Source organism: Pseudomonas sp. yb_9, from assembly GCF_043103635.1.
GTDB lineage: Bacteria > Pseudomonadota > Gammaproteobacteria > Pseudomonadales > Pseudomonadaceae > Aquipseudomonas > Aquipseudomonas monteilii.
In genome coordinates, this window is sequence record NZ_JBICKA010000098.1 from 51,571 (window position 1) to 75,813 (window position 24,243).

The following is a 24,243-nucleotide window of genomic DNA, read 5'->3' on the forward strand; positions in this document are numbered from 1 at the left end:
CTCCCTCATCGCGTGGATTGGCAGTCAGGGCAGCAGGTTTTTCTCCTTGTAGTACCGCTCAGCGCCCGGATGCAGGGGAATGGGAAGGTTTCTGGCTGCGTTTTGTGCCTGAATGTCTTTGGCTGCGGCATGGGCAGTGACCAGCCGTGGCAGGTTTTCGAATATCAGCTTGGTCATTTGGTAAGCCAGGTCATCGCTGATATCCGCACGGGTGACCAGAACATTGTTGATGGCGACGGTCGGCACGTCGGTATCCTGGCCATCGTAGGTTTTGGCGGGAATGGTGGCTTGTTGATAGGCGGTGTTGCCGATTTTGCTCACGACGTCTGCAGGGACAGGTACGAACACCACCGGCAGGGTGGCGGCCAGATCACGAATGGCCGCCTGGCCGAGTCCCGAGGATTGGAGTGTGGCATCGAGTTGGCGGTTCTTGATCAACTCCACCGATTCGGAGTAGGGCAGGTATTCGACTTTGCCCATGTCCTGATAGCTCAAACCTGCAGCCTTGAAAATCGCTCTGGCGTTCAGTTCAGTACCGGACTTTGGCGCCCCCACCGAGATGCGCTTGCCTTTCAGGTCCTCCAGGGATGTAATCCCCGACTGCTTGCTGGCGACGATCTGGATGTAGTTGGGGTACGTCCCGGCAATGGCGCGCAGTTTCTTCAAAGGCGTTTTGAAACCGGCCTCAGCATCCCCGTTCCAGGCGTCTGCTACCGAATCGGCGAGTGCGAACGCCAATTCACCGCGGCCCGCTTGCAGAAGATTGAGGTTCTCCACTGACGCCTTGGTCGCTTGTACCGAGGTTTTGCTCCCTTCGATGCCATGGCTGTAGAGCTGCGATATCCCCACGCCAACGGGGTAATAGACGCCGCTGGTGCCCCCCGTGAGGATGTTGATGAACGTTGGAGCGGCTTGCGAGGCTGTGCTAACGGCCAGGGCCGCGCTGGCCAATGCCAGGCGAAGGACTCGATTCATGACGACGCTCTCCACTTATTGTTGTTATTCCTAAGCCAGTAAACCTAGAACGAATATGCATGGCCTGCCCAATTTTGTGACTCATGGGATGCCTGGCGATCAATCTGCAACCGCAAGCTGAAATCCGATCGACCTCCTATGGCCTGCGAGCGTCAGAGAGAAAGGAAAGTGGATCATCCGAGGACAATGAGGAGGCTAGCGACCTATGAACGATCGCATCATCGACGTATTAACAGGCACCACGCTATTCGGTATCTCCGTACTCAACGTGCTTTTGGCCTTCGGCGCGGCCGCTCTCACATTTTTGGGGACCCGCGCCGCCATTGGTTTTTTGTTGCGTCGAGTTCGACATGACGGGGCGCTGAGCCAGGTGCTGGCTAAGGTGTTGGCGGGCACCAGCAATCTTTTGCTACTGCTTGCTTCCTTGCTGGTTGGGCTGAGCATGCTTGACCTGCCCGAGCGCTGGTTAAGCCGTGTCAGTAGCCTATGGTTCGTGGTGGCCGCGCTGCAGATTGGGTTGTGGCTGCATCGTGCAATTGCCTTGGGCCTGGCTCGGTATTTCGCTCGCAACAGCGGAGATGGCCTGTACCAAGGTAGCGCGCTGGCCACATTGTCGGCCTGGGGCGCGCGCGTTTTACTCTGGTCGATGGTTCTGTTGGCCATGCTCTCCAACCTGGGCGTCAACATCACTGCATTCGTTGCAAGCCTGGGCGTGGGGGGTATCGCGGTGGCGCTCGCCGTGCAGAATATTCTCGGTGACCTGTTTGCCTCGTTGTCGATTGCCGTGGACAAGCCCTTCGAAGTGGGCGATTTCATTGTTATCGGCCCACTGGCTGGTACGGTAGAGCACGTAGGGCTCAAGACCACGCGCATTCGCAGCCTGGGCGGTGAACAGATTGTCATGGCCAATGCCAGCATGATCAGCAGCACCATTCAGAACTACAAGCGCCTGCAGGAACGGCGTATTGTCTTCGAATTCGGCCTGTCCTACGACACGCCGACCGAAGCGGTAAAGAAAGCGCCAGCCATTGTCGAGGATGCGATTAGGTCGCAGGACCAGGCACGTTTTGATCGTGCCCATTTGCGCGGGTTCGGTAAGGAGGCACTGGAGTTTGAGTGCGTTTACATCGTCAAGGACCCTGGCTATAACCTGTATATGGATATACAGCAAGCCATCAACTTCCGCTTGCTTGAGCGTTTCTCCAGAATTGGGGCCAAGTTCGCTGTTCCCGTGCGTGCAATCAAGGTCACGGCATTGCCTCAGCAAGCCACTCCAGGCGGTGAGCGTGTTGGCGTTGGAGGGGCATGAGAGACGACTGGCTAGTCGTCCGGTTGATTCGCACCGTGGTCAACGGCGAGCAGTCGCTTTGAGGTAAGGCACATGATGGCACGTTGGCGTTGGTTGGTCAGTCAACTCACGAAACGACTCTGGTTCAGAGCGAGCCTATTCTCGCTATTGGGGGTCGCCACGGCACTGCTTGCTGTGGTGTTCAAGGACTTCATACCTGAGTCCTTGCCCGCACGAATAGGGGCAGACGCGGTGGACAACATACTTGGAATCATTGCCTCGAGCATGTTGGCCGTTACAACCTTCTCACTGAGCACCATGGTCACCGCTTACGGTGCAGCGAGTAGCGGGGTGACGCCGCGCGCCACGACCTTGGTGATAGAGGACACAACCACTCAAAATGCCCTTGCTACCTTTATCGGCTCCTTCCTGTTCAGTGTGGTTGGCATCATTGCCTTGAGTACCGGTGCCTACGGCAACCAAGGGAGGGTGCTGTTGTTCGCGGTGACGATAGCTGTCGTGATCCTGATCGTTTATACATTGCTACGATGGATTGACCACCTGTCCAAGTTGGGGCGGGTTGGCGAAACCATCGATCGCGTTGAGAACGCGGCAACAGAGGCTATCGAGCACCGCGTTCAATGGCCCTACATGGGGGGATCTGCTTATCCGCCAGGTCTCGTTTTCCCCCACTTCGTACGCTCGTTGTCCAGTCATCGAACAGGATATGTCCAGCACATTGATGTGCAAGCATTGGGGGTAATCGCCAAACAGCAAGAAATCCGGATCTATCTGGAGGTGCTGCCTGGGGCGTTTGTTCACCTCGGGCAGGACATCGTACGCATCGTGTCCGAGGTCGGTGAGCGCGTCGGTCTGGAGGCCGCCAGCGAAGAAAAGATTCTGGCGGCCCTGACAATTGGCGTTCGTAGGACGTTTGAGCACGACCCACGTTTCGGTTTGTCCGTGCTTTCAGAAATTGCGTCCCGTGCACTGTCGCCCGCGATCAATGATCCTGGCACGGCCATTGATGTTATTGGGCGGGGCGTCAGAACCCTGTCGTACTGGGGGCGGCCCCGACAATTGGCATCAGGACCGCACGACGATTGCGCGTTGGTTCACCTGCGAGGGATATCTGTCGATGATCTGTTTGACGACTTTTTCGGGCCCATCACCAGGGACGGCGCCGCTTTGCAGGAGGTGAATCTTCGCGTGCTCAAAGCGCTGATCAGCTTGGCCCAGATGAATCGGGCAATGTTTGAGGGCGCATCCGCCAGGCATGCTGAGCGTTTACTTCATCACGCACAGACAGCGTTGAGGTTGCAAGAAGAGAAAGTCGAACTCGCTATGCTGGCAGAGAAAATTAAGCCAGAACGTTAGGGGCGCCGACCAACCGTTTCATACTGGTCACATGCAGAGACTCGCCATTCTTGCAGGAAAGTGATCAATGCTGCGGAGAAGCATGTGGGTTAGTGCCTTCGGTGGCTAGTTGTCTTGCACGGTCTACACCCCAAGCCAACGCTCGGGTCATCGACTCACCAGGCCTCGAGTCAAAAGCCTCTTCATGTAGAGCTAGGCCAGTTTCGGCGTACACGCCGATAAACATTTGGGTGTTACCTGTACGAGACAAGCGCACCTGCACATCGATGGCGATGCCATTGCCCATGGTTTCATCATGTGTTCGGTGGTGAAGTGTCAGGTCAGCCCAGGCCAAATAAACGTTTCCGCGTACACGCATGCAGACACCTACCGAGTGTTGTGCTTCTGTTTTTCAACGTAGCGCAAAGAGAAGATTTCGCAACGTTATCTTCCCTAACGGTCGCGTTGGTAGCAGTGGAAAGCTACACCGTTCTTCAATGGAGCTTTATAAGTATTTCTTGAAAGAGGCGGCAGTGATAGAAACCATGAAACCGAGTACTGCTGCGCTGGGTAGGAGCACCCAGTTAGGATTAGCGGACCAAGGTAGGGTGAGATAGATCATCCACGGACTTATCATAAGCGGTATCAAAGTTCGCTTCGCGCGATGATAAACAAAGCTGCTTTCCCGGTCCGCTCGAAACTTGCGCAGGTCGCGTCGCATCAAACCGTCGACGGCACCGGTTATGACCGCGAGCAGGAACAGAGGCATGGCCAGCGTGAGTACGGTTACGCGTACCACAAATGTGAAGATGGTAAACAGCGCCCCCAACAGGTAATCCTTAATCATCAGGTAAGCCTGGGCGATGTACCAATCAGGTGTCCCCTCGAGAATGCTTAGTTTCACCTGCACGTCTGAGTGCGCCCAGCCGGAGTGCACCGCGATCCAGTCGCTCAAGTACTCAAGAATTTTGGCCGTAGCTTGCGCCGGCTCTTGCACGAGTAGCGAGCTTTTGAAGTGGTTGCTGAGCCAACTCAGCTCATTCAGCCACATCGCATGGCTGTGACGCCAGCCTTGTTCAGGCCAGATCCACAGCATGCCCACGAACTCCAGCAGGATTGAGAACAGCAGGGAAGCAAACAGCAGTCCGAGCAATCGCAGACATAGCTCAAACGTGCCGAAGATCAGCCCTGGTCGTCGTTGTGTCTGAGGCGGATTGGTTGGGGCAGTGGACATACAGGCTCCGAGGTGTTCGCGGACTGCCAGAGGATCAAGGGGCGTGTTTACGCCCAGGTGGTGGCATCTCGGGATCGAAGTCGACCGTCGGCCTCCCCCCAGCACTCCTCCACCAACATCCCGCATTGGTGTTGTAAGACTCGCGCATACGCGCAGCCAGGGTCTGCAGGTCAGACGGCATCGCATCGTCACGGGCCGGTTTGGGCAGCGGCATTCGCACTTTCCACAGCTGCCCGCCTTCCTGGAACGAGAACATCTGGCCCTTCGGCAGGGCGATGATGTGCGCGGGCTCGATCAGCGGTACGGCGGTGCTGGTCACGCGGTCCTGTGAGGACGATGTAAAGTCGGTACGGGCATCGGGATCGGCCGTGTCGGTCGCGCCGGAGACCAGGGTGCGGGTCTGCACGTTCACCTTGGGCAGCTGATTGGTCAGCAGTTCGGCGGTCGCGGTTTCGCGTACGCGCAGCATCTGCAGGGTGTTGAAGTTGCCGACGACTTGGCCGGCTTTGGCCCGGCTGCCGATACGCGCCTCAATGTCGCTCAAGGTCTGGGTGTAGGCGGTGACCTGGATACCGGCACCACCGCCCTTGTTGATCAGCGGGATAAACTCATCGCCCATCAGCTCGTTGAATTCGTCGGCGTGCAGGTTGATGGGCACCTTGTCGGCCGCGCTCGAAGAGTTCGGCAGGCCGTGGTCGATGCCGTGTTTGTAGATGTGCCCAGCGACGGAGACGAGGTCAGCAAACATCGAGTTACCGACTGCGGCGGCGACCTCGGCATCGGACAGGGCATCTAGGCCGACGTAGACGATGCCGCGTTTACGGATGACCTGCAGCCAGTCGAAGATTGGCCGAGGATCGTCCAGGTCGGCATAGTTGGGGGCCAGCAACTGGGCCGTCTTGCCACTGGTGAGCTTTTCCAGCAGCGGCAGCAGTGAGGCGACGATCTTGTCGAAGTAGGTGCGGTCGTAGCGCACCGCCGAGCGCAGGCCATCCATCACCGGATCGAAGAGGCGTTTGGCGGTCAGGTATTGCTCGATGGCGACCACGCGTTTCTCGCGGCCAATCATGTGCCGCGGCACGTTCTTCTCGTTGAGGCGAACTTCGAGATCGACAATGGTCTCCCACGCTTGCGAATCATGGCGGGCGAAGAAGTGCTGGGCGTACTCGATGAACAGCGCATCAATGTTCACCACATGGCGCTGGATCTGCAGGTAGTCGGGGCGCCGGCCCAGCTCGATCAGGGCCCTGGCGATAATGTTGACGAAGCGCCAGGCGAACTCGCGAAATGCCGCCGAGTTGCCTTCACCGCTCAGTTGCCCAGCGATGCGGGTGGCGACTTCCGAGATACGACCGAAACGCCCGATGGCGTTGTAGCGTGCGGAAATCTCCGGCCAGCCCAGGTGGAAGACGTAGAACTCATGTTCGCGGCCGGCGCGTCGTGCTTCCACGTACATGCGCTTGAGCAAATCGGCATCGCCTTTGGGGTCGAAGACGATTACCACTTCCTGGCTTGGCCGGTGAATGTCCTGGGTGATATAGACCTCGGCCAGGCGCGTCTTGCCGACCCGGGTGGTACCCAGTACCAGGGTATGGCCCACGCGTTCGCCCAGTGGCAAGGAGGCCTCCTGCTCGTTGGGCTCGACGCCATGCAACAGCGGTGAGCCGCCCACGGGCGGCAGCGGTCGTACCGGGTTGAGCGGGCTGTCCCAGGCGGTCACGCGAGGCAGGAGGGATAGCCCTGCCGACGCTTTTTCCAGCACGTGCTCCAGGCGCCGTGCCCATTGGTAGGCCGTTGACTGGTTGACGTAGCGGGCGAGTGCGGGATCCTGCGCTTCCAGCAAACGCTGGGTGTGCAGGCGGCTCCACCGAAAGCCGCGACCCATGAACAGGCGCTTGCTGCTGACTGGTATTAGCCGGCTAGTCAGCGAGTAGCGGGGCAGGCGGCGGATGTTGCGGCGATAGCGCAAAACAATGCGGGCCTCATTTAGGCGTTTCAGACCGAAGGCGGTGTAGGCCAGGGCCATGCCGGCGCCGACCTCTGGCGACAAGGCTACGACCCAGGGCGAATGTAGGCACAGCGCGCCAGCACCGACGCAGATGCCCACGGTGTACAACTCCACCGCCGGGCGCAGCAGGGATTCCATCGCATGATCACCCATGACGGTTCCTCAGTGCTCCAAGCCGGTCGGTGTGATCAGCACCGGGTAGTGCTCCAGCTCCAGCCGCTCGGCGATGTCGTCACCGCTCACCGGCCAGATGGCCAATCCAGGCGCTACCGCCTGGATGCGCTGCAGCGCTGCCGCATCCGCTACCTCAACGGCCAGGCCGTTGGCGCCCAACCGCTTCAGTGCTGGCGCGTGCTGCGCCAGCCACGCCAATGAGGCAGCGTCCGCGCCAACCAAGAACAGCGGGACCATGCCTGGTAGATCCAATGCTCTACGCGGCACCTCACCCGGCGTGAGTCGCGCGCTGTGCACCGGCAATACCCAGCTCAGTGTGCGTGGGTCGGGTCGTTCAACCGGCGCGACCGATTCGGCGGCCATGGCAGGGGGCGTTGGCACAAGCCATGCCCCGGCAGCTAACGATCCCACCAGCCCGCAGATCAGTGCGCCCCTGCGAACCTCAATCATGAGCGTGGTCCTCCACGGCTGGACGTGGCGGCTTCAAGGCGCTGCCAGTGTTGGCTGAACTGCGTACGGTAGCGGGCCGCTGGGGCTCCACCTGCGGGGCGATGGTAGCGGCCGGCGGCGATGACCCAGTCACCAACGTCGGCGTAGTGCGCGCGCAACAGGTCGGCGGTGACGGCGAGGTTGCCACGCGGATCGAGGGCATCGCAGGCGGTGGGGTAACGCTCCGGGTGGTAACCCAGGTTGGTTTGCCCCAGGCCGACATCGATGCGCTTGGGATCATGCCGGGTGAGCGCCACGGTGAGAGCGCTGCAGGCCTGGTCACGGGTGGCAAAACGCTGCGGCGTGCCGGCCACATTCAAGGTCCACGGCCAGGGAATGAGCTGCCCACGCAACGGCGTGCCGCTCTCCTGCTGGGCAATGGCGAACAACACCGAGGCCGGGATGCCGGCCTGGGCGGCGGCCAACTGGTACGCCGGCGGGGGCAGGCCGCCAGCGTGGGCCGCAGTTGCCCCAATCAGGACTAGGGCGAGGGTCAGTCGACGCGTTGCCATTTCCCTTCCACCTGTTGAAAGCGCGCGGGCAGGGGGCGGCTCGCGCCGAGGGCGAACCAGCGGCCGCGGTCGTGATTGAGGGTGACTTGGCCACTGCCGACCTGGGCCGGGGTAATGCCTACCTTGCGCGCCCATCGCTGAATGCGCGCATCGTCGCCCTGGCTGCCCACCAGATAGACGTCCAGGCGGGCGCTTGTGCTCAGCCATTGGCGGAGGCTGGCCTCACAGGTCGAGCACGGGTCTTCCACAAACACTGCAAAGCGCGGGTTGCTCGACGGGGTTGCGGCATCGCTCATCCCCTGTACCGGCAGCAGCCCGGGGAACAGCCGCGCCCAGGCCGCGGAATAGGCTTTCTGATAGGCCAGTTCGCGCTCGGCCCGTTTGGCTTCGAGGCGCACCTGCAGCTCGGCGTAGCGCTGACGCTCCTGGTCCGAATCGGCTTCCACGCCCAGGGTGGTCAGCGGATCGAGTTGGGGTGACCAGTACTGGCGTGGACCGCTCTGCAGGCGTTCAAATTTGGCCCATTCATCATCGGTCAGCCCCCAGGCCTTGGCCTGTGCTGCGGATTGCGCTTGCTGCAGTGGGGCCTGTCCGCTGAACTGCTGCTCGGTTTCGACCGTGGCGGGTGCGCTCCACCCCGAGCCTGGAACCAACCAGATGGGCAGTAGGAGCAAGGAGAGGGTGGTGAACCGGACCATACGCACCTCGTCACGGCAGGGGCAGCGAACGTTCGCCGAGGCCAGGCACCTGGAATACGGCTTGGTTCCGGCGAATGGCCTTGAGCTGCCAGTCGTTCAGGCTATCACCGGGCTGTAGTAGGTGAACGGTCGACAGGGCGTGCGCGCCGGCCGGTAGGGCCGAGACAAACCGGACGTCACCGCGAGTCTCGATACCCAGCAGCTTGAACGGTGGCGTCGGGGCTTGGGCTTTGGCGGCTGGTTTGGCGAGAGCCGCAGGCTGGGTCTGTGCGGATGGCGCAGCCGCTCTAGCTTCGAGGGCATGGACGGCGGTTTCGGCGTTGCCCATTCGCTGTTCCAGCGCGGCCAGATCGACCTTGGTCGGACCCAGCGGCACCGCTTCAATGGCCTTGAGCGAAGCGCTCACCTCATCCAGCTGTTTGCTCAGCGTTGCGAAGGTCGCGTCCTGCTGGTGCTGGTGCTCGCCCAGCGCATTTACTTGCTCTGGAAGTGCCGCGACGGTGGCGCCGAGTGCATCAAGGGCCCGCCGCAGCGCCGGGACTGGATCGGCTGGAGCATTCTCAGCGGCGACCAAGAGCGCGGTCAGTTGTTGCTGGTGGTTGTAAGTCACGGCGGCCAGCACGGCGGCGCCGAGGCACAGGGCCCCGAGCACCAGGGCCTGAAAGTGATGGACCTTCATGGCGCGATCTCCATGGGCGGGTGAGGTGGTGCGGGCACCGGAGTGCGAAGCGCGTAACACACGCTTCGTTCGACCGGGTCGATCACGAGTCGCCAGGCTTGGCCGCCCAAGATGGTCAAGGCGTCCAACAGCGCCATCGGCCCGAGTTGGTGCTGGACCGCCGGCAGGGGACGGCTGAACAAGGTGGTGACCTCGGCGCGGTTGGCGCAGAGCGAGTAGCCCGAGCGCTGCAACACGTGCCGCAGGGCATCACCGACCGTCGCATGCAGCGCCGGTGCAATTTGCACGGTGATGAGCTGGAACAATGGCTGACGCTGTTCCAGTGTCGGTCGTGTGCTGACCAGGGTGTAGCGGTCCTGGCGGACCCACGCCGGTGACGCTGACAACGGCTTGGACGGGGCAGCCGGTGCTGCCAAGGAGAGGGTTGGCGCTATCGGTGGGGCGAAGGCAGGCGGCGTGTTGCAGCCCGCCAGCGCGAGCATCAGGACAAGGCGAGGAAACGCGAAGGTATGCATGAGCAGGTCTCGACAGTAGGTGCCGACACCTTGGCAACGCGCTCGAGATGCACCCACTGAAAAACCGAAGTTGCCCGGCCGGTTTATCGGGCCCAAGGCATAAAAAAGGTTCTTCACGGATTACCGGGGAATTCGTTTTTGATCTTCATGAAAATGAACTCGCTGTCCCGGTAGCCGTAGGCCATGCGCTTGATCACCTTGATCCGGTTATTGATTCCCTCCAGTTGACCGGTATGCATCGGCCACCGATCCCTGCTCAAGATCCCCCGCCAGTAGCCCTTCAGGCGCTTAGCGAACTGCTTCAAAGCCGGTATGCGCTTTCATCGGCCAGTTGAGCCACATGCAAGGTAGGTAATCGTTGGCAGGCTTTAATGACAGCCTCGGCCAAGCGGCGCGTCATCCGCGAGTAGCGATCAAGCCAGCTGACAGCCTCCATCCGTTTGCCGCAAGCGCTACATCCAACTCGTTTGAGCTCAACGTTGAGCTGCACCGCACGCCCAAGAATGGGCAGGTCTCGGATGACCCGCTGGCAGTACTCGTGAATGGTTGTACTGGGCTGGTGACAACCGCTGCAGGAAGGAAATCGGGTGGGGCGGGGGATCAGGTTGATCTGCAGCCCATCACCATCAGGTTTGATGGCAATGATAGAAAAGCCCTCCCAGAAGGGCAGAAACGTATAAATATCGTGCACAAGAACGCCGGTTTGTAGATGTGCTTGCTCGCACGAACATCATCCATCAAACCGGCGTTCTTGTTTCTCTCTTTCCCGGGATTCCGTGGAGAACCATAAAAAAGGCGCCCTTAAGGGCGCCTTGGATCAATCGTCAGCAAATACCGGCAGGCCTGCCAGCGGGACTGCATCGGGATCGAAGACCAGAAAGCGCGTGTCGGCCTGGCCGGCCAGCAGCAACAGGGTCATCAACACCGGCGGTACCTGCTCGTCCAGCAGGCGAGTGCAGACCTCCGCCGCCGAGCAACCGAAGCTCTCCACTTGGCCGCCGCGCTGCCAGGGTGTCGAGTACAGCTTGCAGCCGATGGAGCGATTGCTGACCAACCGGAAGCATTCGAAGAAGCCGCCAGGTCGTTCGCTGCGGGCAAGCTGCTCAAGGTAAGCGTACTCATCGGCCGGTAGATGGGATGAGCTGATCTCCCAGCTGCGGCTGTACTGGCCGGTGGCAAAGGACAGCTGCTGCATGAGTTGGTCCGCTGCTTCTTGGCTGGGAAGGTCGCCGAGGTGTACCGAGCCAGTCAACCGCTCGGCCGTGACCTGGTACAGCACGGTGGTAACCACACCGTCCTCGGGCAACTGCATGCGAAGAAACCCAGAGACATCCTGGCCTTCCGTGATAACGGCACAGTCGTCATCGAACACGCAGACCTGACAGTTGATGTGATCGTCGTCCAAGTCCAGCTGGGCGGTGTGCAGGGACCGGTAGCAGGGCGAGCACTGGTCGTCGTAGTGGATCTGTACCACGCGTTCGCAGGCGAATGCATGGAAACCGCGGGCAAAGGGGTTGGGGGTAGAGGTGAGCATGGTGGCGCTCCGGTGAAAAAAGCACGCCACCCCATGCAGGCGGTGGCGAGTGAGAGAGGGTTAGATCCAGCCGTATTCGGCCAGGGACACGGGTTGACCTTCGCCAACGATGATGTGATCCAGAACGCGGACCTCGACCAGCGCCAAGACTTCGATCAGGCGGGTTGTCAGTACGCGGTCGGCGCCGCTGGGCTCAGGGCAGCCGGAGGGGTGGTTGTGGCTGAGGATGACCGCAGCGGCGTTGTGTGCAAGCGCCTTGACCACCACTTCGCGAGGGTAGACCGAGGCACCATCGATGCTGCCAAAAAACAAAACCTCGAAGTCCAACACGCGGTGGCGTGAATCGAGGTAGAGCAGGGCAAACACTTCGTGGTGATAAGGCGCCAGGCGCAGCTTCAGGTAGGAGGCGGCGTCGGCGGGCGTGATCAGTACTTCGCCGCGCTGGAAGTAGCGTTGGTCCAGCAGCTGCAGGGCTTCGCTGATCAACGCATCTTCGTGCGCGCGCTGGGTCAGGGCCGGGTCAAGTGGCTCGACCAGGGTCAATGGCGTGTTCATGAGCAGAGCCTCGTGTGCGGGCGCGCTCCGGGAGGAGGCCCCCAGTGGGTGGTATCAGGCGGTCACAGGCGGGTGAAACGATGACGGGTGCCGTGCAACGGGGAGTGACAGCCTTCGCAGGCGTGGGTGGAGAAGGGAACGATGCCGACGCCGGTGTTCGGATCGAAATCGGCGCTGAGCGGCAGTAACGCTTGCACTGCCTCACGTATCTGCGTGATTCGCTGGTCGACTTCGGCCTCGCTGTAGTACAGCGACAGCGCGCTGAAGTCGTCGTAGGCAACCGCCTGCAGGCAGTCTTCGCAGAGCCAGAAGCTTTCCATGGCAACCTCCGACGTGAATGAACAACAGGCGCTCCCAAGAGCGCCTGTTGTTGGCGGTCAAACTGCCTCAGGCAGATTGAGTTGCAGCGGTGGAGTTACGGGCGGCGGTCGGAGTTGACAGGCGCTGATCGGAGTCACCGTCAATGTCTGCCTTATCTCCATCCGCCTCCGCTAGTTCCATCGCGTCAGAGGCAGCGTCGGTGCGGGCGGGCGCACGGTAGCTGAACTGGCCATCGACCTTGATCCACTCGATGAAGATCAGGCGGCCTTTGAGGCTGGCGCCGGGTTGCCCCTTGCGTTCGCCTTTCTCGTACAGGAAGGGATCCACCCAGAGGTCGCCGATGCGAAACGCGATGAGGACCTTGCGTTCAGCGCGGACGTCTTCGAGGTGTTCACGGATCAGCCTGTCGGCTTCACCGCTGGCGACCTTGCAGTCGAAGCGGGTGTACTCGACGTCGTCCGAGGCACCGTGCAACGCGGCGATGTCGCAGGCCATGAATGCTTGGCCACGGCGAACCGGGACTTCGCGGACCCGGTTCAGGTAACCAATGCCTTGGGTGTGCAGGTTGAAATAGGTGGTGGGGGCGTTATTGCTTGCAGTAGCCATGGTGGAGCTCCTGTTCAACAGAAACGCGGACATCCACCGGCCCTGGCGGCTGGTGAGTTCCGCAAGGGGTAGGTGCAATCACATGATCGGTAGAGAGGGCGCTCATCACCGACAGGTCGGTGACCGTGCGAGCTGCCGAGCGCGAGTCGCACTTGGGGAGAACCACCCGAATCGGGCGCAGCCTTGAAGGTTCTGGCTGCCTGGGTGCTGTCAACGACAGCGGTGTGCAGCTCATCTATAAAACGCCGCCAAGCCCCCGTCAACCGGGGATCGCAGGCGGATTCGGCGAGTGGAAGCGATTGGTCTTCAGTGGATTTTCAGCGGCGAAAAAATAGCCCGACGGTCATCAGGCTAGGAAGAGGTGGACCACCTTTGATCCGGCGATGTGACACCGGAGTTCGTCGCAAATTCTCCGCTGTCGATCCACCTGGATCAACCGACCCTTGTCGTGGCCTGGGTCGGAATCAACTGGCACGCATCCGCGCACAAAAGGTGCCCAGTGTTTCGCCGGCGGGCACCGGAGCTGAGCATCGTCGCCGAAGCGGATGACCCTTGAGGCCTGGCACAAGCCGCATGGGTCATCCACCTGGGAGACTTGGAACGCTGAGAAGTCATCCGCAGAGGCGGTGAGGGGTGGCTCCGAACTCTAAGAGTCTGACCGAGCTGCCCGGAGCGAATCGGTCTGGGGCGCCAAGCGGCGAGGGGCTGGATCACTACACCAGCGCGACAGTCTGCCGTCAAGTCATGTCCTCTTCGGGCGCTTGGCTTTGGCGACCGGCTTGGTGCCCTTGCATTCCGGGTATCGGATGCACGACCAGAAGCTGCCGGTGCGGCCTTTGCGCTGGCGCATGCCGCTTCGGCACACCGGGCAGAACGGTCCTTTGGAGGAGGGCGCCTGCAGGGTGAGCGAGGCGTTGCTGCGCACCAAGCGGGTCAGCCATTGCGCCTGCTTGGCGAGAAAGGTCTCGACGCTCAGCTGGCCCGATTCGATGCGCTCCAGCGCCTGCTCCCACAGCGCCGTCAACACCGGGTCGGCAACCTCCGGTGGCACCGCTTCGATCAGGGTGTGCGCCGCAGCCGAGGCGGCCAGGCTGCGTTTCTTCTTGGTCAGATAACCGTGGTCGATCAGCCCCTGGATGATGGCCGCGCGGGTGGCTTCGGTGCCGATGCCGCAGCTCTCACTGAGCGTCTGCTTGAGCCGCGGATCGGCCACCTGGTTGGCGATGGTTTTCATCGCCTTGACCAGCGTGCCCTCGGTGTAGGCCTTGGGGGGCTGCGTGCGCTGGGCAATGGCGGCCGCGTCAGTCAACGCCACCGAGGCGGACTCGCGAAGTGTGGGCAAGCGTTGAGTCTGTTCGCCGGGCTCATTGCCGTGAGTCTCGTTGATCACCGCTTTCCAACCGCGCACCAGAGTCTGCTTGCCCCGTGCCAGTAGCTGCTCGGCCTGACTGTGCATCAGCATTTGCGTTTTCAGGTACTCATGCTCAGGAAGGAACTGCGCGAGGTAGCGGGCGCGGATCAGCGCGAAAACCGCCTGCTCGCGCTCGGACAGCTGAGCGAGGTCGAGCGTGATGGCGGTCGGAATGATGCCGTGGTGCGCGGTGATCTTGCCGCTGTTCCAGGCGCGCGAGCGGCGACAAGGATCCAGCTCCTTGATGACCTGGCCGAGAGCAGGGCTGGCGGCCACCAGGGCATGCAGGACGCGGGGCACCTCATCCAGCATGCTCTCGGGCAGGTAGCCGCAATCGCTGCGCGGGTAGGTCGTGGCCTTGTGGGTGTCGTACAGGGCTTGGGCGATCCCCAGCGTCTCTTGAGCGCCGAGCCCGAGTTTGGCCGAGCAGACTTCCTGCAAGGTGCCGAGATCAAACGGCAGTGGCGCGCCCTCCCGGACCTGCTCCACCTCGATGCTGTCAATGCGGGCCGTTCCGTATTGGCTAAGGCGCGCTGCGGCTTGCCTGGCGGCCGCTTCATCGATGCAGCGGCCCTCATCGTCGCAGATCGAGGTAGGCGGTTGCCAACGGGCTTTGAAACTCACGCCTTCTGCCACCAACTGAGTGTCGACGTTCCAGAACGGTTGCGGCACGAAGCTGGCGATGGCCCGGTCGCGCTCGACCACCAGGCGCAGAGTTGGCGTCTGGACGCGGCCTACCGGCAGCAGACCGTCGAAGCCAGCGCGGCGGCCGAGCAGGCTGAACAGTCGGCTCAAATTGATGCCCACCAACCAGTCGGCGCGGGAGCGGGCCAGCGCACAGTGGTACAGCGGCAGGGTCTGTTCGCCCGGACGCAAGGCAGCCAAGGCCCGGCGGATCGAGGCTTCATCAAGGGCAGACAGCCACAGGCGCAGGATCGGCCCATGGTACTGACAACTCTCGAGGATCTCCCGGGCGATCATCTCGCCCTCGCGATCAGCGTCGGTGGCGATCACCACCTCGCGGCATGTCCGCAGCAGTTGGTCGATCACCTTCAGTTGGCTGGCAACCTTGGGCTTGACCACCAGTTGCCAGCGGGCGGGAATGATCGGCAAATCGTCCAACGACCAGCGTTTGTAATCGCCATAGGTTTCAGGGGGCGCGGTTTCCAGCAGATGGCCGATGCACCAGGTGACGGTGACGTTCTGGCCCTGCAGGTAGCCATCGCCGCGTCGGCTGGCTTGCAGTACCCGGGCGATATCGCGGGCTTGGGACGGTTTTTCGCAGATGAACAGGCGCATGCGTGGGCCCTCTCGGTGGGTACCGACAGGGTGGAGGTGTGGTCGTGAAGCGCCAGGGTAAAGCCGAAACTGGTGGTATCGGTTCGACGTATCAGCGCAGGGCCAAAACCCTACTTGCGTTGCGCGAGATGAGTGGCCAGCGTTTGCAGAAACTCCAGGGCGAATTGTTTATCGGCGTCGCCCAGCTCCTTGATGATCGCAGTAATCTGCTGGCCCTGATCCTGGGGGCGAGGACTGATGGCCAGCAGCAGCTCATCGACGGGGCAGCCATACAGGTCTGCCAACTGCAGCAGCTTCGTCACGGACAGCTCAACCAGGCCACGCTCCAGGCGGGAGACGGCCTCGCCGGAAATACGCAGGTGCTCGCCGACCTGGTCCTGGGTCAAGCGGCGGTCGCGACGATACTTCGCCAACTGGCGGCCAATGTGATGTGGGCTAGGCTCTTTGACGGGCAACGGGGCGCTCTCCAATTCGACCCATATGGTTGACTAGCCACTCAAGGATATGAACGGCTCAAAGAGTTGACTGACAACCCTATGAGGCGTATCACGAAAAATAACTGGATGACCCGCCCGTTCACACGGAGGCTTCAACTTGCACGGATCCCACCAGAGTGAGGCAGATAAGTTAGCGATCAAGGCCTACGAGCTGTTCATGGCTACCCATCTGGAACCTGACAATGGGGAGGCACGCGCGCAGTTGATCGCCTGGGTTCAGGAGAATCCGGCGCACTGGCGGGCATTCCTTGCCCTGGATCAGTGCCTGACGGAGGTGAAGCAGTTGCTGGAGAGTGGACAGCGCGGGAAAGCCAGCCGAGATGGATAGCTAACGAGCGTCAATGCTGCTCGCCGGTTAAGCTGCGCGGCCCCTGCAGTATCGCGCAGGGCGCGGTGATTCCACTGAGGTCCACGGTTCACCCGGCCTTGCGTGTGGATTTCTTGCCACCGCCTTTACGCGTGGCGTTGGGGGTGTCCTGCGTCTTCTCGCGCATGGTCACCGAGGCCAGGCGATGCGGCAGGATACCGATGCGCCGCGCCTCGACCTTGAACGTCACCCGCGCGTTGTCCTCGCTGTCCTCCCACTCATCCTTGACCGTGCGGCCTTCGACCAAGACGCGCATGCCTTTTTGGTACAGCGTGCTCCAGTGCTCGGCATCGCGGTGCCAGAGCTCGACCGGCGCCCAGTAGCCGCCGCGATCCTCGTAGCCGCCTTCACGCGGTACCGGGTTGTCGAAATAGACGTTCAGCCGCAGCAGGCGCCGCGGTTCATCCGGGTTGGAGTTGAACTCCTGGAATTCCGGCACGCTGCCGATGTTGCCTTCACCTACAAATAACGTACTCATACGGGTCACTCCTCGGTGGGGAAACGGGTCAGGATGAGCTCGGCGGCCGCGAGCTTGCTGGCACCGGAGACGGCCTGGCGATACAGCGACTGCAGGCTGCTCATCTGCAGGTTCAGCACCACCCGGTTGGTCTCCAGCTGATACAACGCCTGCCGCAGCTCAGGGTGCAGATGCGGATGAACCACCGACTCCTGCCACACCTGCACGCCCATGCGCTGAAAGTCCGGACTGCGCCAGCGCAGGAAGTCAGTGCCCGTCGCGCTGTGCTGCACGACAAGTCGCAGCTCCAGCAACGAGAAAGGAGGCTGCGCCATGATCGCCAGCATCACCGCCATCAATTCGGCGACCTGAGTGCGCAGGCGCAGGATCGTTTCGGCGAACTGCTGCAGCTCCCCCTTACCCTTAAAAGGCTTTAAAAGGCCTTTTAGGGAGGCACTTTGTGCGAACGCGCGGTAGGCATCCGCTGACAACCGCCGGGCAATTGCATCGGCCAGGGTCATGCCTCACCCCCTTCGCCCGGGACTTCCGGAGTAGGTTGTGCCTCGGCCTCCGGCAGGGCAGGTTGATCTGGCTCATCGGGATTCGAGGTGGTCTGACTCCGCGTGATGGGTGGGGCGAATTGAGAGCGGTGGCTGCCTTCGAGGATCTTGCGTGGGGGTGTGCCGAACTTGTCGATCGCTTCACGGGCCCGGGCGTTGTTGGCGGCCATGTCATCCCGACTGACCCCCGCCAGGCGATAACGCTGGGCCAGACCGAACAGGCTGCGCAACTCGTGGGCGCCGCGATCGATCCAGTTTTCCATGTCGGGGCGGCCGATTAAGGCTGTGTGGTGAGCGAGCAGAACGCGGCGCACCAGGGCGTCGTAGTCGGTCAGCAGGTAGACCGCGAGAAAGCCAAGCTGGCTGCCGATGAACAGGGGGAGGGTGACGGGATGGATATTGAGGTTATCGCCGATATCGACTTGGGTCGGCAGGGCGCGCTCCACTCGACTGACCTGCTTGGTCAGCGCGCGCAGTTCGGCCTTGGCCTGCAGCAGCTTGTCCTCCAGTTGCAGCATGAACCAGTCGGCGAAGGGGTCATCCTGGCTGCTGGCGTGCTTGAGCAGGTTGGTGACACCGATGTAACCAGGCATGCCCATGATCGAATGTACCCCTTCGCGGGCCATGCGGCCTTGCCACAGCCGCGCCGCATGGTGGGTGTGTAGGGTGAGGGTGATGCTGCTGCGCAGGGAGCCCAGGTTGAGCTGGTAGTGATCGGTCATCGCCAGTACCTCGCCGTAGGAATGGCGCCGACGATGGGCCGATCTGTGCGATCCGACGCGGATCAACGTGAAGGTGGTCTGCTCGTAATTTCAGGCGGTAGACCTCCTTGGATTCAATGGCATGGGCATCAAATCCACCGAGATCCACTACTAGGTTGGGGCAAGCGAACCGCGGCAGCGTTGCTTCAGCTCCTCCAGGCAGGAGAGCGCGAGTGGCGAGGCGGTGCGCTGACCACTGCGTTTGGGTCGCTCACTGGGTGGCTCCGCTGGCGAGGCCTTTGTTGTGCGCGACGGTGCGGTCGTGGCTGTCGCTTCATCGGCGCGGGCCGCCCACAGGGTAAACTCGCCCTGGCAGGCGCGTTTGATCAAGCCCATCAGGTAGGCGACGGGTTTTCGGATCTCACCGCGGGCGCAGCGCACTGCCGCTTCATTGATCACCGCTTGTTGCTGTTCCGGCTCGAGCTGGCGCATTGCCTGGGAGGCCATGCGCCGCTCGGTCGGGTTCAGCGGTAGATCCTCAGGCCAGCGTGCTCGGCCAAACTCGACCTGCCCCAGTACTGTACTTTTTTTGCTTTGGTCTTTCTGTACTGTACGGCCGGCGTCGGCATTCCGAACCACAGCCGAAACCGGTGCGTTGCCGCAGGGTTCGGAATCGGTGGCCGAGGCGTGAGGATTCCGAACGGGGTGGTGCAGGTCAGGTTCGGAATGTTGCGCCTGCGCGTCTTCGCTCATCAGCGGCAGCGTTTGCTGCGGTGCCGGCGGCAGTGAGCCCAACCTGTCCTTATCGCCCTGGGCGACGAGCGGGTCGGCTTGAATTTCGGCAAGCACATGCTGCGTCACATCACGCACCCCCTTTGTGGCATGGCTGAGGTTCTGTTGCAGCAGATCCGCGTAGCCGCTGTCCAGCTCAAACTGCTCGGCCGCCGTCAACGGATCGCCGTGCAGCACGTAGACGCAGCCGCGCAGGCAGCCTTGGGCATCGCGCGAACGGTCGACCAGGCTGAGCCAGCGGGTCGTACGCAGGACGTTCAATGCGCGGGCGATGGTTTCGCGCGACGCTTGGGCACCACAGGGGCTGGTCGCCAGGTAGGGCTGCAGGTCCTGGTAGCGCGGTGTCTTGACCTGTCGCTCGGTGATCAGCCAGTGCAGGACCTGCCACGTGTTGCGCTCCAGCGGGGTCAGCCGACGATCGAGGAGTAACGCTGGCGGCAAGGGATTGTTGTCGCCGTAGTAGATCGTACGCAGTGCCGGTTCCGCGGCAGCGGCCGCTTCTTGAGCCTGCGCGGCCTGCCACTCATTGCGGCGTCGAAGGGCGTCGTAGCACTGGCGCACCACATCCTGCCAGTCCACATCGTAGAAACTCAGCATGGTGCGCCTCCATACAGTTCGACCTGTTGCCAGACCAGCGTCAGGCTGATGTGCTGTTCCTCGGCCAGCATCATCATCGTGTCCAGCGGATCGTTGTCTGGGTCCTCTGCCCGTAATTGGCTCCAGCGGTTCCACACCGCATGCTCCTGGGCTTCACTGAGCTGGACCGGCCGGCCACGGTGGGTTTCGATTTTCAGCACTCGGCGACGCAACGCCGTTTCCGAATGGTCCAGGCCGAAACAGCGGTACATGATGGTCGAGCTCGCGCCGAGCTTGAGCGCCCGGTTGATCAGGCGTTCGTTCTGCTCGTCGCGCTCGGCCTGGACGATCAGGCGGCGCAGCACGGTGATATCGACCTTGACTTCAACCCAGGCAATCGATGAATGCGCCAGGTGGGAGAGGGTGGTCGGAGGCAGCGATTGCAGTACTTCGATGTCTTCGTCGGCCAGGCCCAACGCTTTGCAGCGCTGCAAGCGGCCATGGCGCAGCTCATGCAGCACCTGATTCAACATCGCATGGTTCAACAGATTGAAGGTCGTACTCATGAGGCGGCTCCTCACTTAACGCGTGGACGACAGCGTCAGTTCGATCAACTGCCGGGCATGGCGGATTAGGGCGTACAGTTGCTCCAGCTGGGCATCGGGTAGTCGTTCGAGGCCAACGGTCAGGGCAGGACGCTCGGTGAACGGGAGGTCGTAGGCGCCAATCAGCAGTTGGCCAAACAACGCGGCGGGCAGCTGCTGGCGTTGCTGCCAAGTCACGTCGTCCTGCAGGCGCAGCAGGGCCGAAAGCAATAGCTGGATGCCGGTGTGTCGTGGACTCAGCTGCTGGCCATGTTCAATTGCCAGGGTGAAACCCAAACCCTCTGCGTGCGGTGTAACCATCTCATTGGCATCGGCATACGCGGCCAGGTCAGCCGCCAAGGTGGCACAACGCTCACGTAAGGTGTTGATGTCATCCTGTTCGGGGGCGGGAGCCGAGGGGGAACACATAGAGGGTTTACCAACCTCAACGACGCCTGGCAGCCGTGCCGCAAGCGATTCAGCATCACCCAGCGCCTCGCGGATGTTGGGGAGGCGTGGAGCCTCGGCTGCCGAGGTGTTGCTCGCGTTGCTCATCGGCTCAGGTGCGGGCAATTGATGAGGCGTTTCTGCTTGCTCTTCGATGGCAGGTGGCTCGGGGAAGGACTCGCCAAGTGAGCCTTGCGGGAGAGGCTTAGGGGTGTCCGAGGGCGGCGGTGAGCGACGCGGTGCCTGATGCATTTCCAAGGCGAGCAGGCGGGGCGACTGCTTCAACGGCACCGCCATCCTGGCAATCAGCTCGTCCTGCAGTTCACCCCAGTTCAGCTCGGGCTTATCACTGTCGAACGCTGATAGCACTTCAAACCACAGCAGCGCGAAATGTTGAACGTCCCCCAAGTACTGGTTCCAGATCGATTCCGCCCGGCGCCGCAGGTTGATGACCCGGACGATGGTTGGTTTACCAAGACCGGCATACAACACCTGCGGGATCACCGGAAGTAAGTGCTCAAGCGTGTCGAACATGCGGCTGATATGCGATTGTGAAATCGGGTAGCCACCTTTGCTCAAGCGTGTGGACAGTTCACGCTGACTGAGCAGGACATCCGGCTCCTGCAACATGTCCTTGAGTTTCGCCACCGCGAGGGACCGCTCAATGAACGTGAGCTGGCCATGCAGATCACTTTCGGCCAAGTGCCCGATCAAGGCATGCGACTCGGACTGCCAAGGGCGGAACAGGCAGTGGATGTGAAAGAATCGCTCCTCACGGGTTTCCTGCCAGAGTTCGCCGAGGATGCTCAAGCGTGTGTTGCCGCCGTTGCGGATGATGAAATGCGGCTCATCCGGACGGCGGGTAATCGCGGGGGGCTGGTCCAGGCCGCGTTCGCGGATCGAGGCCTTGATCTCGTCATACAGCGGATTGCGGACCACCCGTGGGTTGAGCTCGTAAGGGCGTAATTGTTCGAGGCTGACCACCAACGGAGTGTCCCCGACCGGCACGGGCGGAATGTCGCGGCCATGTTTCTGCGGAAAATGCGCCTGCTGCAATTGACGGGTGATATCTTCGGAAGTTGGCGGCTTCATCACAGACCCTCCCTTCAGCCGCTACGACTGAGTTGACGGTCGACCACAGACGGTTGGCCGTGCACAGGCGCGCTCGAGTCAACAAGTCGCTCAGCCCAGTGCGGGAACAACTCGATGGCCAGCGCGCGCATGACCGCCGCGCCGCAAGGGCCGCGGCTGCCAGAGGGTGGCGTGGGCTCGACGCGGTGCACCGGCAGTCCCAGCGAGGCGGCATTGGGGTAGGCCACGCGGTCGGGAATCACCGTGGTGCAGACGCTGACATGAGGGTCGTCCTGGAAGGAAGCCTGCAGGCTGTGCATGATCAAGCGCGTGTCACGGCGATTGGCTTTGACCTGGTTGAGCAGCAGCTTCACGGTTGGCAAGGCAACGCCCAGGTAGCGGTAGGGCTCCAACTCGTCAAACAGCCCCAGCGTGCCACGCCGCAGCTCACGTGCCGCGAGCATTTCTGGCGGGACCGGGCACAGGGCACAGTCGGACGCGAGGATCACCATCTCCACGACGACACTGCGCGCGCCTTGGGTATCGATGATCAGCACATCGTAGAGATCCTCGAACGCCGGCAGAAGATTATGAAGGCGCAGACGACCATCGGCCGCGTGCAACAGCAGGGTGCTGATGTGCCCGGCGCGGTCGTTGGAGACGATCAGGTCCAGATGCGAGATGACGGTGGCGGAAATCACTTGGTCAGGTGCCGTGAGCCGTTGCGCGATGAGTTCGTAGCTGCCAGCCTCACGGGATTCGCGCAACGCATAGTAGCTGGACAGCGTCGGTTGGCTGTCCAGATCTAGCAGCAGGACGTGAAGGCCCGCATCGGCAAGCACACCGCCCAGGTTGGCGGCGACGGTGGTTTTGCCCGCGCCGCCCTTGGTCGAGATCAGCGAGAGAACGTCCATGGCGCTACTCCCTGACCGACAGTCGATCCTGGACCCACTGCTCGATTTCCAGCGAGTCCCAGCCGACGGCGCGGGTACCAATGCGCCGGCATTGTGGGAATAGGCCGGCTTTCATCAGGTTGTAGATGTGCGAACGTTTGAAGCCGGTTTTCTGTTCCACCTCATCGCGGCGCATGATGTGGCGGTCGGCAGGGAGCGGGGCAGGGATGATCGGTTGCATGATGTCACTCCGTAGCACCATGTGGTGCGCAGTGGGATGTGACAGTCAGTGAAGGTCGATAGCGCGGGAAAAACATTGTCAGGCAATGCCGAGCATCGCCTGACAATGCGATGTTAGCCCCGTTTTACCTGGGCTAGATAACGGCGAGCATCGGCAAATCGCCGATCAAGGGTACTTTTGCTCAGGCCAGGCAGTCCAGGAAAACGCCGGAGAATCTCGTCGACCAGAGCGCTCTGGGACTTATAGGCCGATTGCACACGGCCGTCTTTGGATTTACCCAAGGTCACTTCCAGCATGGTGCCCACGAGCATGTTGTGCGTGCCTTCGGAGGCCTCGGAGGGAATGCCCTGGGCCTGAAGTCGTGCTGTCAGCTCTTGGTTACACGCGGTGAGCGTTGCTACCTCATCAACCCATGCTGCAAGCTCGTCGCGCAGCTTGTCAATCGTGCGCTGAGCAGCAGCGAGCTCTGCTTCTTGTACCAAATGCGCATTGAGACTGACGCAGTTCAAATGCTCGAGGTTTTGCGAAAACAAGAAGGCGGGCTTCTCGTTGGGGTAATTACGTGCGAACCAGACCAGTAGATCAGCACGCTGAATGGACCAATACTCTCGGCTGACCTGGTTGTCGGCAGTGACAGGTCGGCCCAGACAGGTCGCGGGTAGCTCACCGCTGAGAACGGCGTCGTAGATGCATTCAGCATACAGGTGCAGAATCGGCCACTGCGGAAAATGCTTGAGCAGACTACCGGGGGAGGAGAGATCGACCCGGAGAATCTCGTCCTCGTGATCGGCAAGGTTACACCAGAGAATGGCGGCATCGATAGGATGGTAAGAGCTTCTGATCGAGATCATGGCACACAGCCTCCTGCTGCGTTCGTCCTGGAATCGCTGGCGGGGCTGATTAATTGAGCCTGTGTCCAACGAGCCTGATATCAACAAGACATTTTAGGATCCAATATTGATGACATCCCAAGTTCTGGATGGTTCATCCTGTATTGATCAAGTACGACATGTTTCGACGTTGCCGCAGCCCCTCAGTTTGGCAAGGGCAACATCATAGGGCCTGAATTTTCCAAAACCCCGGCGCGCATGGTCATTTTTAGTTGCACTACGCAGCCACTGGAAGTTAGCTTTGTCCGTATTCACTGCGCGGCCCACTTTGCAAGCAGGTAAAAGTGATACCCAAAAATGGTATGTGTCTGCTTCAGAACGAACGCTTCTCATGCTTTGTGCATTGAGGCCCATTCTTCGGTGCGATACGGTCTGCTCAACTGGCGTGGCAGTGCCAAGTCCGCACTTCGGTCAAGAATGCACATTGGTCGCAGCAAGGGTTCGGATAGTTCTCCCCATGTTGCGCTCCCGTCAGGCCACCATACCATGGGCACGCCTTACCGGATTGGTCAG

28 protein-coding genes and 1 pseudogene are annotated in these 24,243 nt (G+C 61.3%); 3 read left to right on the forward strand and 26 right to left on the reverse strand.

The window, feature by feature from the left end; translation table 11 throughout:
* Positions 1 to 24 precede the first annotated feature (24 nt).
* Entirely contained in the window at positions 25 to 975 is a 951-nt protein-coding gene (locus ACF8MI_RS24810; RefSeq protein ID WP_392517986.1) for a TAXI family TRAP transporter solute-binding subunit, read from the reverse strand.
* 205 nt (positions 976 to 1,180) lie between these two features.
* Here ACF8MI_RS24810 and ACF8MI_RS24815 point away from each other — a divergent pair, with 205 nt between their 5' ends.
* Positions 1,181 to 2,284, forward strand: a complete 1,104-nt coding sequence (locus ACF8MI_RS24815; RefSeq protein ID WP_392517988.1) for a mechanosensitive ion channel family protein — start codon at positions 1,181 to 1,183, stop codon at positions 2,282 to 2,284.
* Between the two features lie 72 nt (positions 2,285 to 2,356).
* Positions 2,357 to 3,640, forward strand: a complete 1,284-nt coding sequence (locus ACF8MI_RS24820; RefSeq protein ID WP_392517989.1) for a DUF2254 domain-containing protein — start codon at positions 2,357 to 2,359, stop codon at positions 3,638 to 3,640.
* A gap of 64 nt (positions 3,641 to 3,704) precedes the next feature.
* Here ACF8MI_RS24820 and ACF8MI_RS24825 read toward each other — a convergent pair whose 3' ends face one another.
* The 16 genes and pseudogenes from ACF8MI_RS24825 to ACF8MI_RS24900 form a co-directional block, all read right to left on the reverse strand.
* Positions 3,705 to 3,998: a hypothetical protein gene (locus ACF8MI_RS24825; protein WP_392517990.1), complete on the reverse strand. Its 294-nt coding sequence runs from the start codon at positions 3,996 to 3,998 to the stop codon at positions 3,705 to 3,707.
* 126 nt (positions 3,999 to 4,124) lie between these two features.
* Complete coding sequence (locus ACF8MI_RS24830) at positions 4,125 to 4,853, reverse strand: TIGR03747 family integrating conjugative element membrane protein (RefSeq protein ID WP_392517991.1); 729 nt, start codon at positions 4,851 to 4,853, stop codon at positions 4,125 to 4,127.
* A gap of 34 nt (positions 4,854 to 4,887) precedes the next feature.
* Positions 4,888 to 7,014, reverse strand: coding sequence for a type IV conjugative transfer system coupling protein TraD (gene traD / locus ACF8MI_RS24835; protein WP_392517992.1), 2,127 nt, complete (start codon positions 7,012 to 7,014; stop codon positions 4,888 to 4,890).
* Between the two features lie 9 nt (positions 7,015 to 7,023).
* The gene (locus tag ACF8MI_RS24840) at positions 7,024 to 7,398 is read right to left on the reverse strand and encodes an integrating conjugative element protein (RefSeq protein ID WP_392517994.1); all 375 of its coding nucleotides are present in this window, start codon (positions 7,396 to 7,398) and stop codon (positions 7,024 to 7,026) included.
* Between the two features lie 83 nt (positions 7,399 to 7,481).
* On the reverse strand, positions 7,482 to 8,036 hold the full coding sequence (locus ACF8MI_RS24845; RefSeq protein WP_392517995.1) for a transglycosylase: 555 nt from the start codon (positions 8,034 to 8,036) through the stop codon (positions 7,482 to 7,484).
* Positions 8,018 to 8,734: a TIGR03759 family integrating conjugative element protein gene (locus ACF8MI_RS24850; RefSeq protein WP_392517997.1), complete on the reverse strand. Its 717-nt coding sequence runs from the start codon at positions 8,732 to 8,734 to the stop codon at positions 8,018 to 8,020. The genes ACF8MI_RS24845 and ACF8MI_RS24850 overlap by 19 nt, the downstream gene beginning before the upstream one ends.
* A gap of 10 nt (positions 8,735 to 8,744) precedes the next feature.
* Complete coding sequence (locus ACF8MI_RS24855; protein WP_392517998.1) at positions 8,745 to 9,413, reverse strand: hypothetical protein; 669 nt, start codon at positions 9,411 to 9,413, stop codon at positions 8,745 to 8,747.
* Entirely contained in the window at positions 9,410 to 9,829 is a 420-nt protein-coding gene (locus tag ACF8MI_RS24860; protein WP_392518000.1) for a PilL N-terminal domain-containing protein, read from the reverse strand. Before ACF8MI_RS24860 ends, ACF8MI_RS24855 begins: the two co-directional genes overlap by 4 nt.
* 212 nt (positions 9,830 to 10,041) lie before the next feature.
* Positions 10,042 to 10,242, reverse strand: a pseudogene (locus ACF8MI_RS24865) (transposase); the annotation flags it as partial.
* Positions 10,230 to 10,619, reverse strand: coding sequence for a transposase family protein (locus ACF8MI_RS24870; RefSeq protein ID WP_392518002.1), 390 nt, complete (start codon positions 10,617 to 10,619; stop codon positions 10,230 to 10,232). The gene ACF8MI_RS24870 and the pseudogene ACF8MI_RS24865, both read right to left, overlap by 13 nt.
* Before the next feature lie 126 nt (positions 10,620 to 10,745).
* A complete protein-coding gene (locus ACF8MI_RS24875; protein ID WP_392518004.1) occupies positions 10,746 to 11,462 on the reverse strand; it encodes a hypothetical protein in 717 nt (238 codons plus the stop codon).
* A 60-nt stretch (positions 11,463 to 11,522) separates the two neighbouring features.
* On the reverse strand, positions 11,523 to 12,017 hold the full coding sequence (locus ACF8MI_RS24880) for a JAB domain-containing protein (RefSeq protein ID WP_392518006.1): 495 nt from the start codon (positions 12,015 to 12,017) through the stop codon (positions 11,523 to 11,525).
* 62 nt (positions 12,018 to 12,079) lie between these two features.
* Positions 12,080 to 12,337, reverse strand: coding sequence for a hypothetical protein (locus ACF8MI_RS24885; protein ID WP_392518008.1), 258 nt, complete (start codon positions 12,335 to 12,337; stop codon positions 12,080 to 12,082).
* Between the two features lie 67 nt (positions 12,338 to 12,404).
* Complete coding sequence (locus ACF8MI_RS24890; RefSeq protein ID WP_392518010.1) at positions 12,405 to 12,944, reverse strand: STY4534 family ICE replication protein; 540 nt, start codon at positions 12,942 to 12,944, stop codon at positions 12,405 to 12,407.
* Positions 12,945 to 13,686: 742 nt separating this feature from the next.
* Complete coding sequence (locus ACF8MI_RS24895; RefSeq protein ID WP_392518011.1) at positions 13,687 to 15,654, reverse strand: DNA topoisomerase III; 1,968 nt, start codon at positions 15,652 to 15,654, stop codon at positions 13,687 to 13,689.
* A gap of 110 nt (positions 15,655 to 15,764) precedes the next feature.
* On the reverse strand, positions 15,765 to 16,109 hold the full coding sequence (locus ACF8MI_RS24900; RefSeq protein WP_264312489.1) for a helix-turn-helix domain-containing protein: 345 nt from the start codon (positions 16,107 to 16,109) through the stop codon (positions 15,765 to 15,767).
* Positions 16,110 to 16,248: 139 nt separating this feature from the next.
* Here ACF8MI_RS24900 and ACF8MI_RS24905 point away from each other — a divergent pair, with 139 nt between their 5' ends.
* Complete coding sequence (locus ACF8MI_RS24905; protein ID WP_392518012.1) at positions 16,249 to 16,479, forward strand: hypothetical protein; 231 nt, start codon at positions 16,249 to 16,251, stop codon at positions 16,477 to 16,479.
* 88 nt (positions 16,480 to 16,567) lie between these two features.
* On the opposite strand, the gene ACF8MI_RS24910 is transcribed toward ACF8MI_RS24905, so the two are convergent.
* The 9 genes from ACF8MI_RS24910 to ACF8MI_RS24950 all read right to left on the reverse strand — a co-directional run bounded on the left by ACF8MI_RS24910 (position 16,568) and on the right by ACF8MI_RS24950 (position 23,691).
* Positions 16,568 to 16,996, reverse strand: coding sequence for a single-stranded DNA-binding protein (locus ACF8MI_RS24910; RefSeq protein ID WP_103436896.1), 429 nt, complete (start codon positions 16,994 to 16,996; stop codon positions 16,568 to 16,570).
* Positions 16,997 to 17,001: 5 nt separating this feature from the next.
* Positions 17,002 to 17,496, reverse strand: coding sequence for a DUF3158 family protein (locus ACF8MI_RS24915; protein WP_103436897.1), 495 nt, complete (start codon positions 17,494 to 17,496; stop codon positions 17,002 to 17,004).
* The gene (locus ACF8MI_RS24920; RefSeq protein WP_103436898.1) at positions 17,493 to 18,257 is read right to left on the reverse strand and encodes a PFL_4669 family integrating conjugative element protein; all 765 of its coding nucleotides are present in this window, start codon (positions 18,255 to 18,257) and stop codon (positions 17,493 to 17,495) included. Before ACF8MI_RS24920 ends, ACF8MI_RS24915 begins: the two co-directional genes overlap by 4 nt.
* A 150-nt stretch (positions 18,258 to 18,407) precedes the next feature.
* Positions 18,408 to 19,625 carry an STY4528 family pathogenicity island replication protein gene (locus ACF8MI_RS24925; RefSeq protein WP_392518015.1) on the reverse strand — a complete coding sequence of 406 codons (1,218 nt, stop codon included), beginning with the start codon at positions 19,623 to 19,625 and terminating at the stop codon, positions 18,408 to 18,410.
* Positions 19,619 to 20,170, reverse strand: coding sequence for a DUF2857 domain-containing protein (locus ACF8MI_RS24930; protein WP_103436900.1), 552 nt, complete (start codon positions 20,168 to 20,170; stop codon positions 19,619 to 19,621). Before ACF8MI_RS24930 ends, ACF8MI_RS24925 begins: the two co-directional genes overlap by 7 nt.
* 15 nt (positions 20,171 to 20,185) lie before the next feature.
* Positions 20,186 to 21,727 (reverse strand): ParB family protein, encoded by a 1,542-nt coding sequence (locus ACF8MI_RS24935; protein WP_103436901.1) that lies wholly within the window; start codon positions 21,725 to 21,727, stop codon positions 20,186 to 20,188.
* 14 nt (positions 21,728 to 21,741) lie between these two features.
* Positions 21,742 to 22,620 (reverse strand): ParA family protein, encoded by an 879-nt coding sequence (locus ACF8MI_RS24940; RefSeq protein WP_103436902.1) that lies wholly within the window; start codon positions 22,618 to 22,620, stop codon positions 21,742 to 21,744.
* Between the two features lie 4 nt (positions 22,621 to 22,624).
* On the reverse strand, positions 22,625 to 22,840 hold the full coding sequence (locus ACF8MI_RS24945; RefSeq protein ID WP_103436903.1) for an AlpA family transcriptional regulator: 216 nt from the start codon (positions 22,838 to 22,840) through the stop codon (positions 22,625 to 22,627).
* A gap of 113 nt (positions 22,841 to 22,953) precedes the next feature.
* A complete protein-coding gene (locus ACF8MI_RS24950; protein WP_103436904.1) occupies positions 22,954 to 23,691 on the reverse strand; it encodes a hypothetical protein in 738 nt (245 codons plus the stop codon).
* Positions 23,692 to 24,243: the final 552 nt, after the last annotated feature.

What these genes read in the sequence shown, in the direction of transcription:
- ACF8MI_RS24810 (WP_392517986.1), bottom strand. Translation starts at nt 975, where the DNA reads ATGAATCGAGTCCTTCGCCTGGCATTGGCCAGCGCGGCCCTGGCCGTT.
- ACF8MI_RS24815 (WP_392517988.1), top strand. Translation starts at nt 1,181, where the DNA reads ATGAACGATCGCATCATCGACGTATTAACAGGCACCACGCTATTCGGT.
- ACF8MI_RS24820 (WP_392517989.1), top strand. Translation starts at nt 2,357, where the DNA reads ATGATGGCACGTTGGCGTTGGTTGGTCAGTCAACTCACGAAACGACTC.
- ACF8MI_RS24825 (WP_392517990.1), bottom strand. Translation starts at nt 3,998, where the DNA reads ATGCGTGTACGCGGAAACGTTTATTTGGCCTGGGCTGACCTGACACTT.
- ACF8MI_RS24830 (WP_392517991.1), bottom strand. Translation starts at nt 4,853, where the DNA reads ATGTCCACTGCCCCAACCAATCCGCCTCAGACACAACGACGACCAGGG.
- traD (WP_392517992.1), bottom strand. Translation starts at nt 7,014, where the DNA reads ATGGGTGATCATGCGATGGAATCCCTGCTGCGCCCGGCGGTGGAGTTG.
- ACF8MI_RS24840 (WP_392517994.1), bottom strand. Translation starts at nt 7,398, where the DNA reads ATGGCCGCCGAATCGGTCGCGCCGGTTGAACGACCCGACCCACGCACA.
- ACF8MI_RS24845 (WP_392517995.1), bottom strand. Translation starts at nt 8,036, where the DNA reads ATGGCAACGCGTCGACTGACCCTCGCCCTAGTCCTGATTGGGGCAACT.
- ACF8MI_RS24850 (WP_392517997.1), bottom strand. Translation starts at nt 8,734, where the DNA reads ATGGTCCGGTTCACCACCCTCTCCTTGCTCCTACTGCCCATCTGGTTG.
- ACF8MI_RS24855 (WP_392517998.1), bottom strand. Translation starts at nt 9,413, where the DNA reads ATGAAGGTCCATCACTTTCAGGCCCTGGTGCTCGGGGCCCTGTGCCTC.
- ACF8MI_RS24875 (WP_392518004.1), bottom strand. Translation starts at nt 11,462, where the DNA reads ATGCTCACCTCTACCCCCAACCCCTTTGCCCGCGGTTTCCATGCATTC.
- ACF8MI_RS24880 (WP_392518006.1), bottom strand. Translation starts at nt 12,017, where the DNA reads ATGAACACGCCATTGACCCTGGTCGAGCCACTTGACCCGGCCCTGACC.
- ACF8MI_RS24885 (WP_392518008.1), bottom strand. Translation starts at nt 12,337, where the DNA reads ATGGAAAGCTTCTGGCTCTGCGAAGACTGCCTGCAGGCGGTTGCCTAC.
- ACF8MI_RS24890 (WP_392518010.1), bottom strand. Translation starts at nt 12,944, where the DNA reads ATGGCTACTGCAAGCAATAACGCCCCCACCACCTATTTCAACCTGCAC.
- ACF8MI_RS24895 (WP_392518011.1), bottom strand. Translation starts at nt 15,654, where the DNA reads ATGCGCCTGTTCATCTGCGAAAAACCGTCCCAAGCCCGCGATATCGCC.
- ACF8MI_RS24910 (WP_103436896.1), bottom strand. Translation starts at nt 16,996, where the DNA reads ATGAGTACGTTATTTGTAGGTGAAGGCAACATCGGCAGCGTGCCGGAA.
- ACF8MI_RS24915 (WP_103436897.1), bottom strand. Translation starts at nt 17,496, where the DNA reads ATGACCCTGGCCGATGCAATTGCCCGGCGGTTGTCAGCGGATGCCTAC.
- ACF8MI_RS24920 (WP_103436898.1), bottom strand. Translation starts at nt 18,257, where the DNA reads ATGACCGATCACTACCAGCTCAACCTGGGCTCCCTGCGCAGCAGCATC.
- ACF8MI_RS24925 (WP_392518015.1), bottom strand. Translation starts at nt 19,625, where the DNA reads ATGCTGAGTTTCTACGATGTGGACTGGCAGGATGTGGTGCGCCAGTGC.
- ACF8MI_RS24930 (WP_103436900.1), bottom strand. Translation starts at nt 20,170, where the DNA reads ATGAGTACGACCTTCAATCTGTTGAACCATGCGATGTTGAATCAGGTG.
- ACF8MI_RS24935 (WP_103436901.1), bottom strand. Translation starts at nt 21,727, where the DNA reads ATGAAGCCGCCAACTTCCGAAGATATCACCCGTCAATTGCAGCAGGCG.
- ACF8MI_RS24940 (WP_103436902.1), bottom strand. Translation starts at nt 22,620, where the DNA reads ATGGACGTTCTCTCGCTGATCTCGACCAAGGGCGGCGCGGGCAAAACC.
- ACF8MI_RS24945 (WP_103436903.1), bottom strand. Translation starts at nt 22,840, where the DNA reads ATGCAACCGATCATCCCTGCCCCGCTCCCTGCCGACCGCCACATCATG.
- ACF8MI_RS24950 (WP_103436904.1), bottom strand. Translation starts at nt 23,691, where the DNA reads ATGATCTCGATCAGAAGCTCTTACCATCCTATCGATGCCGCCATTCTC.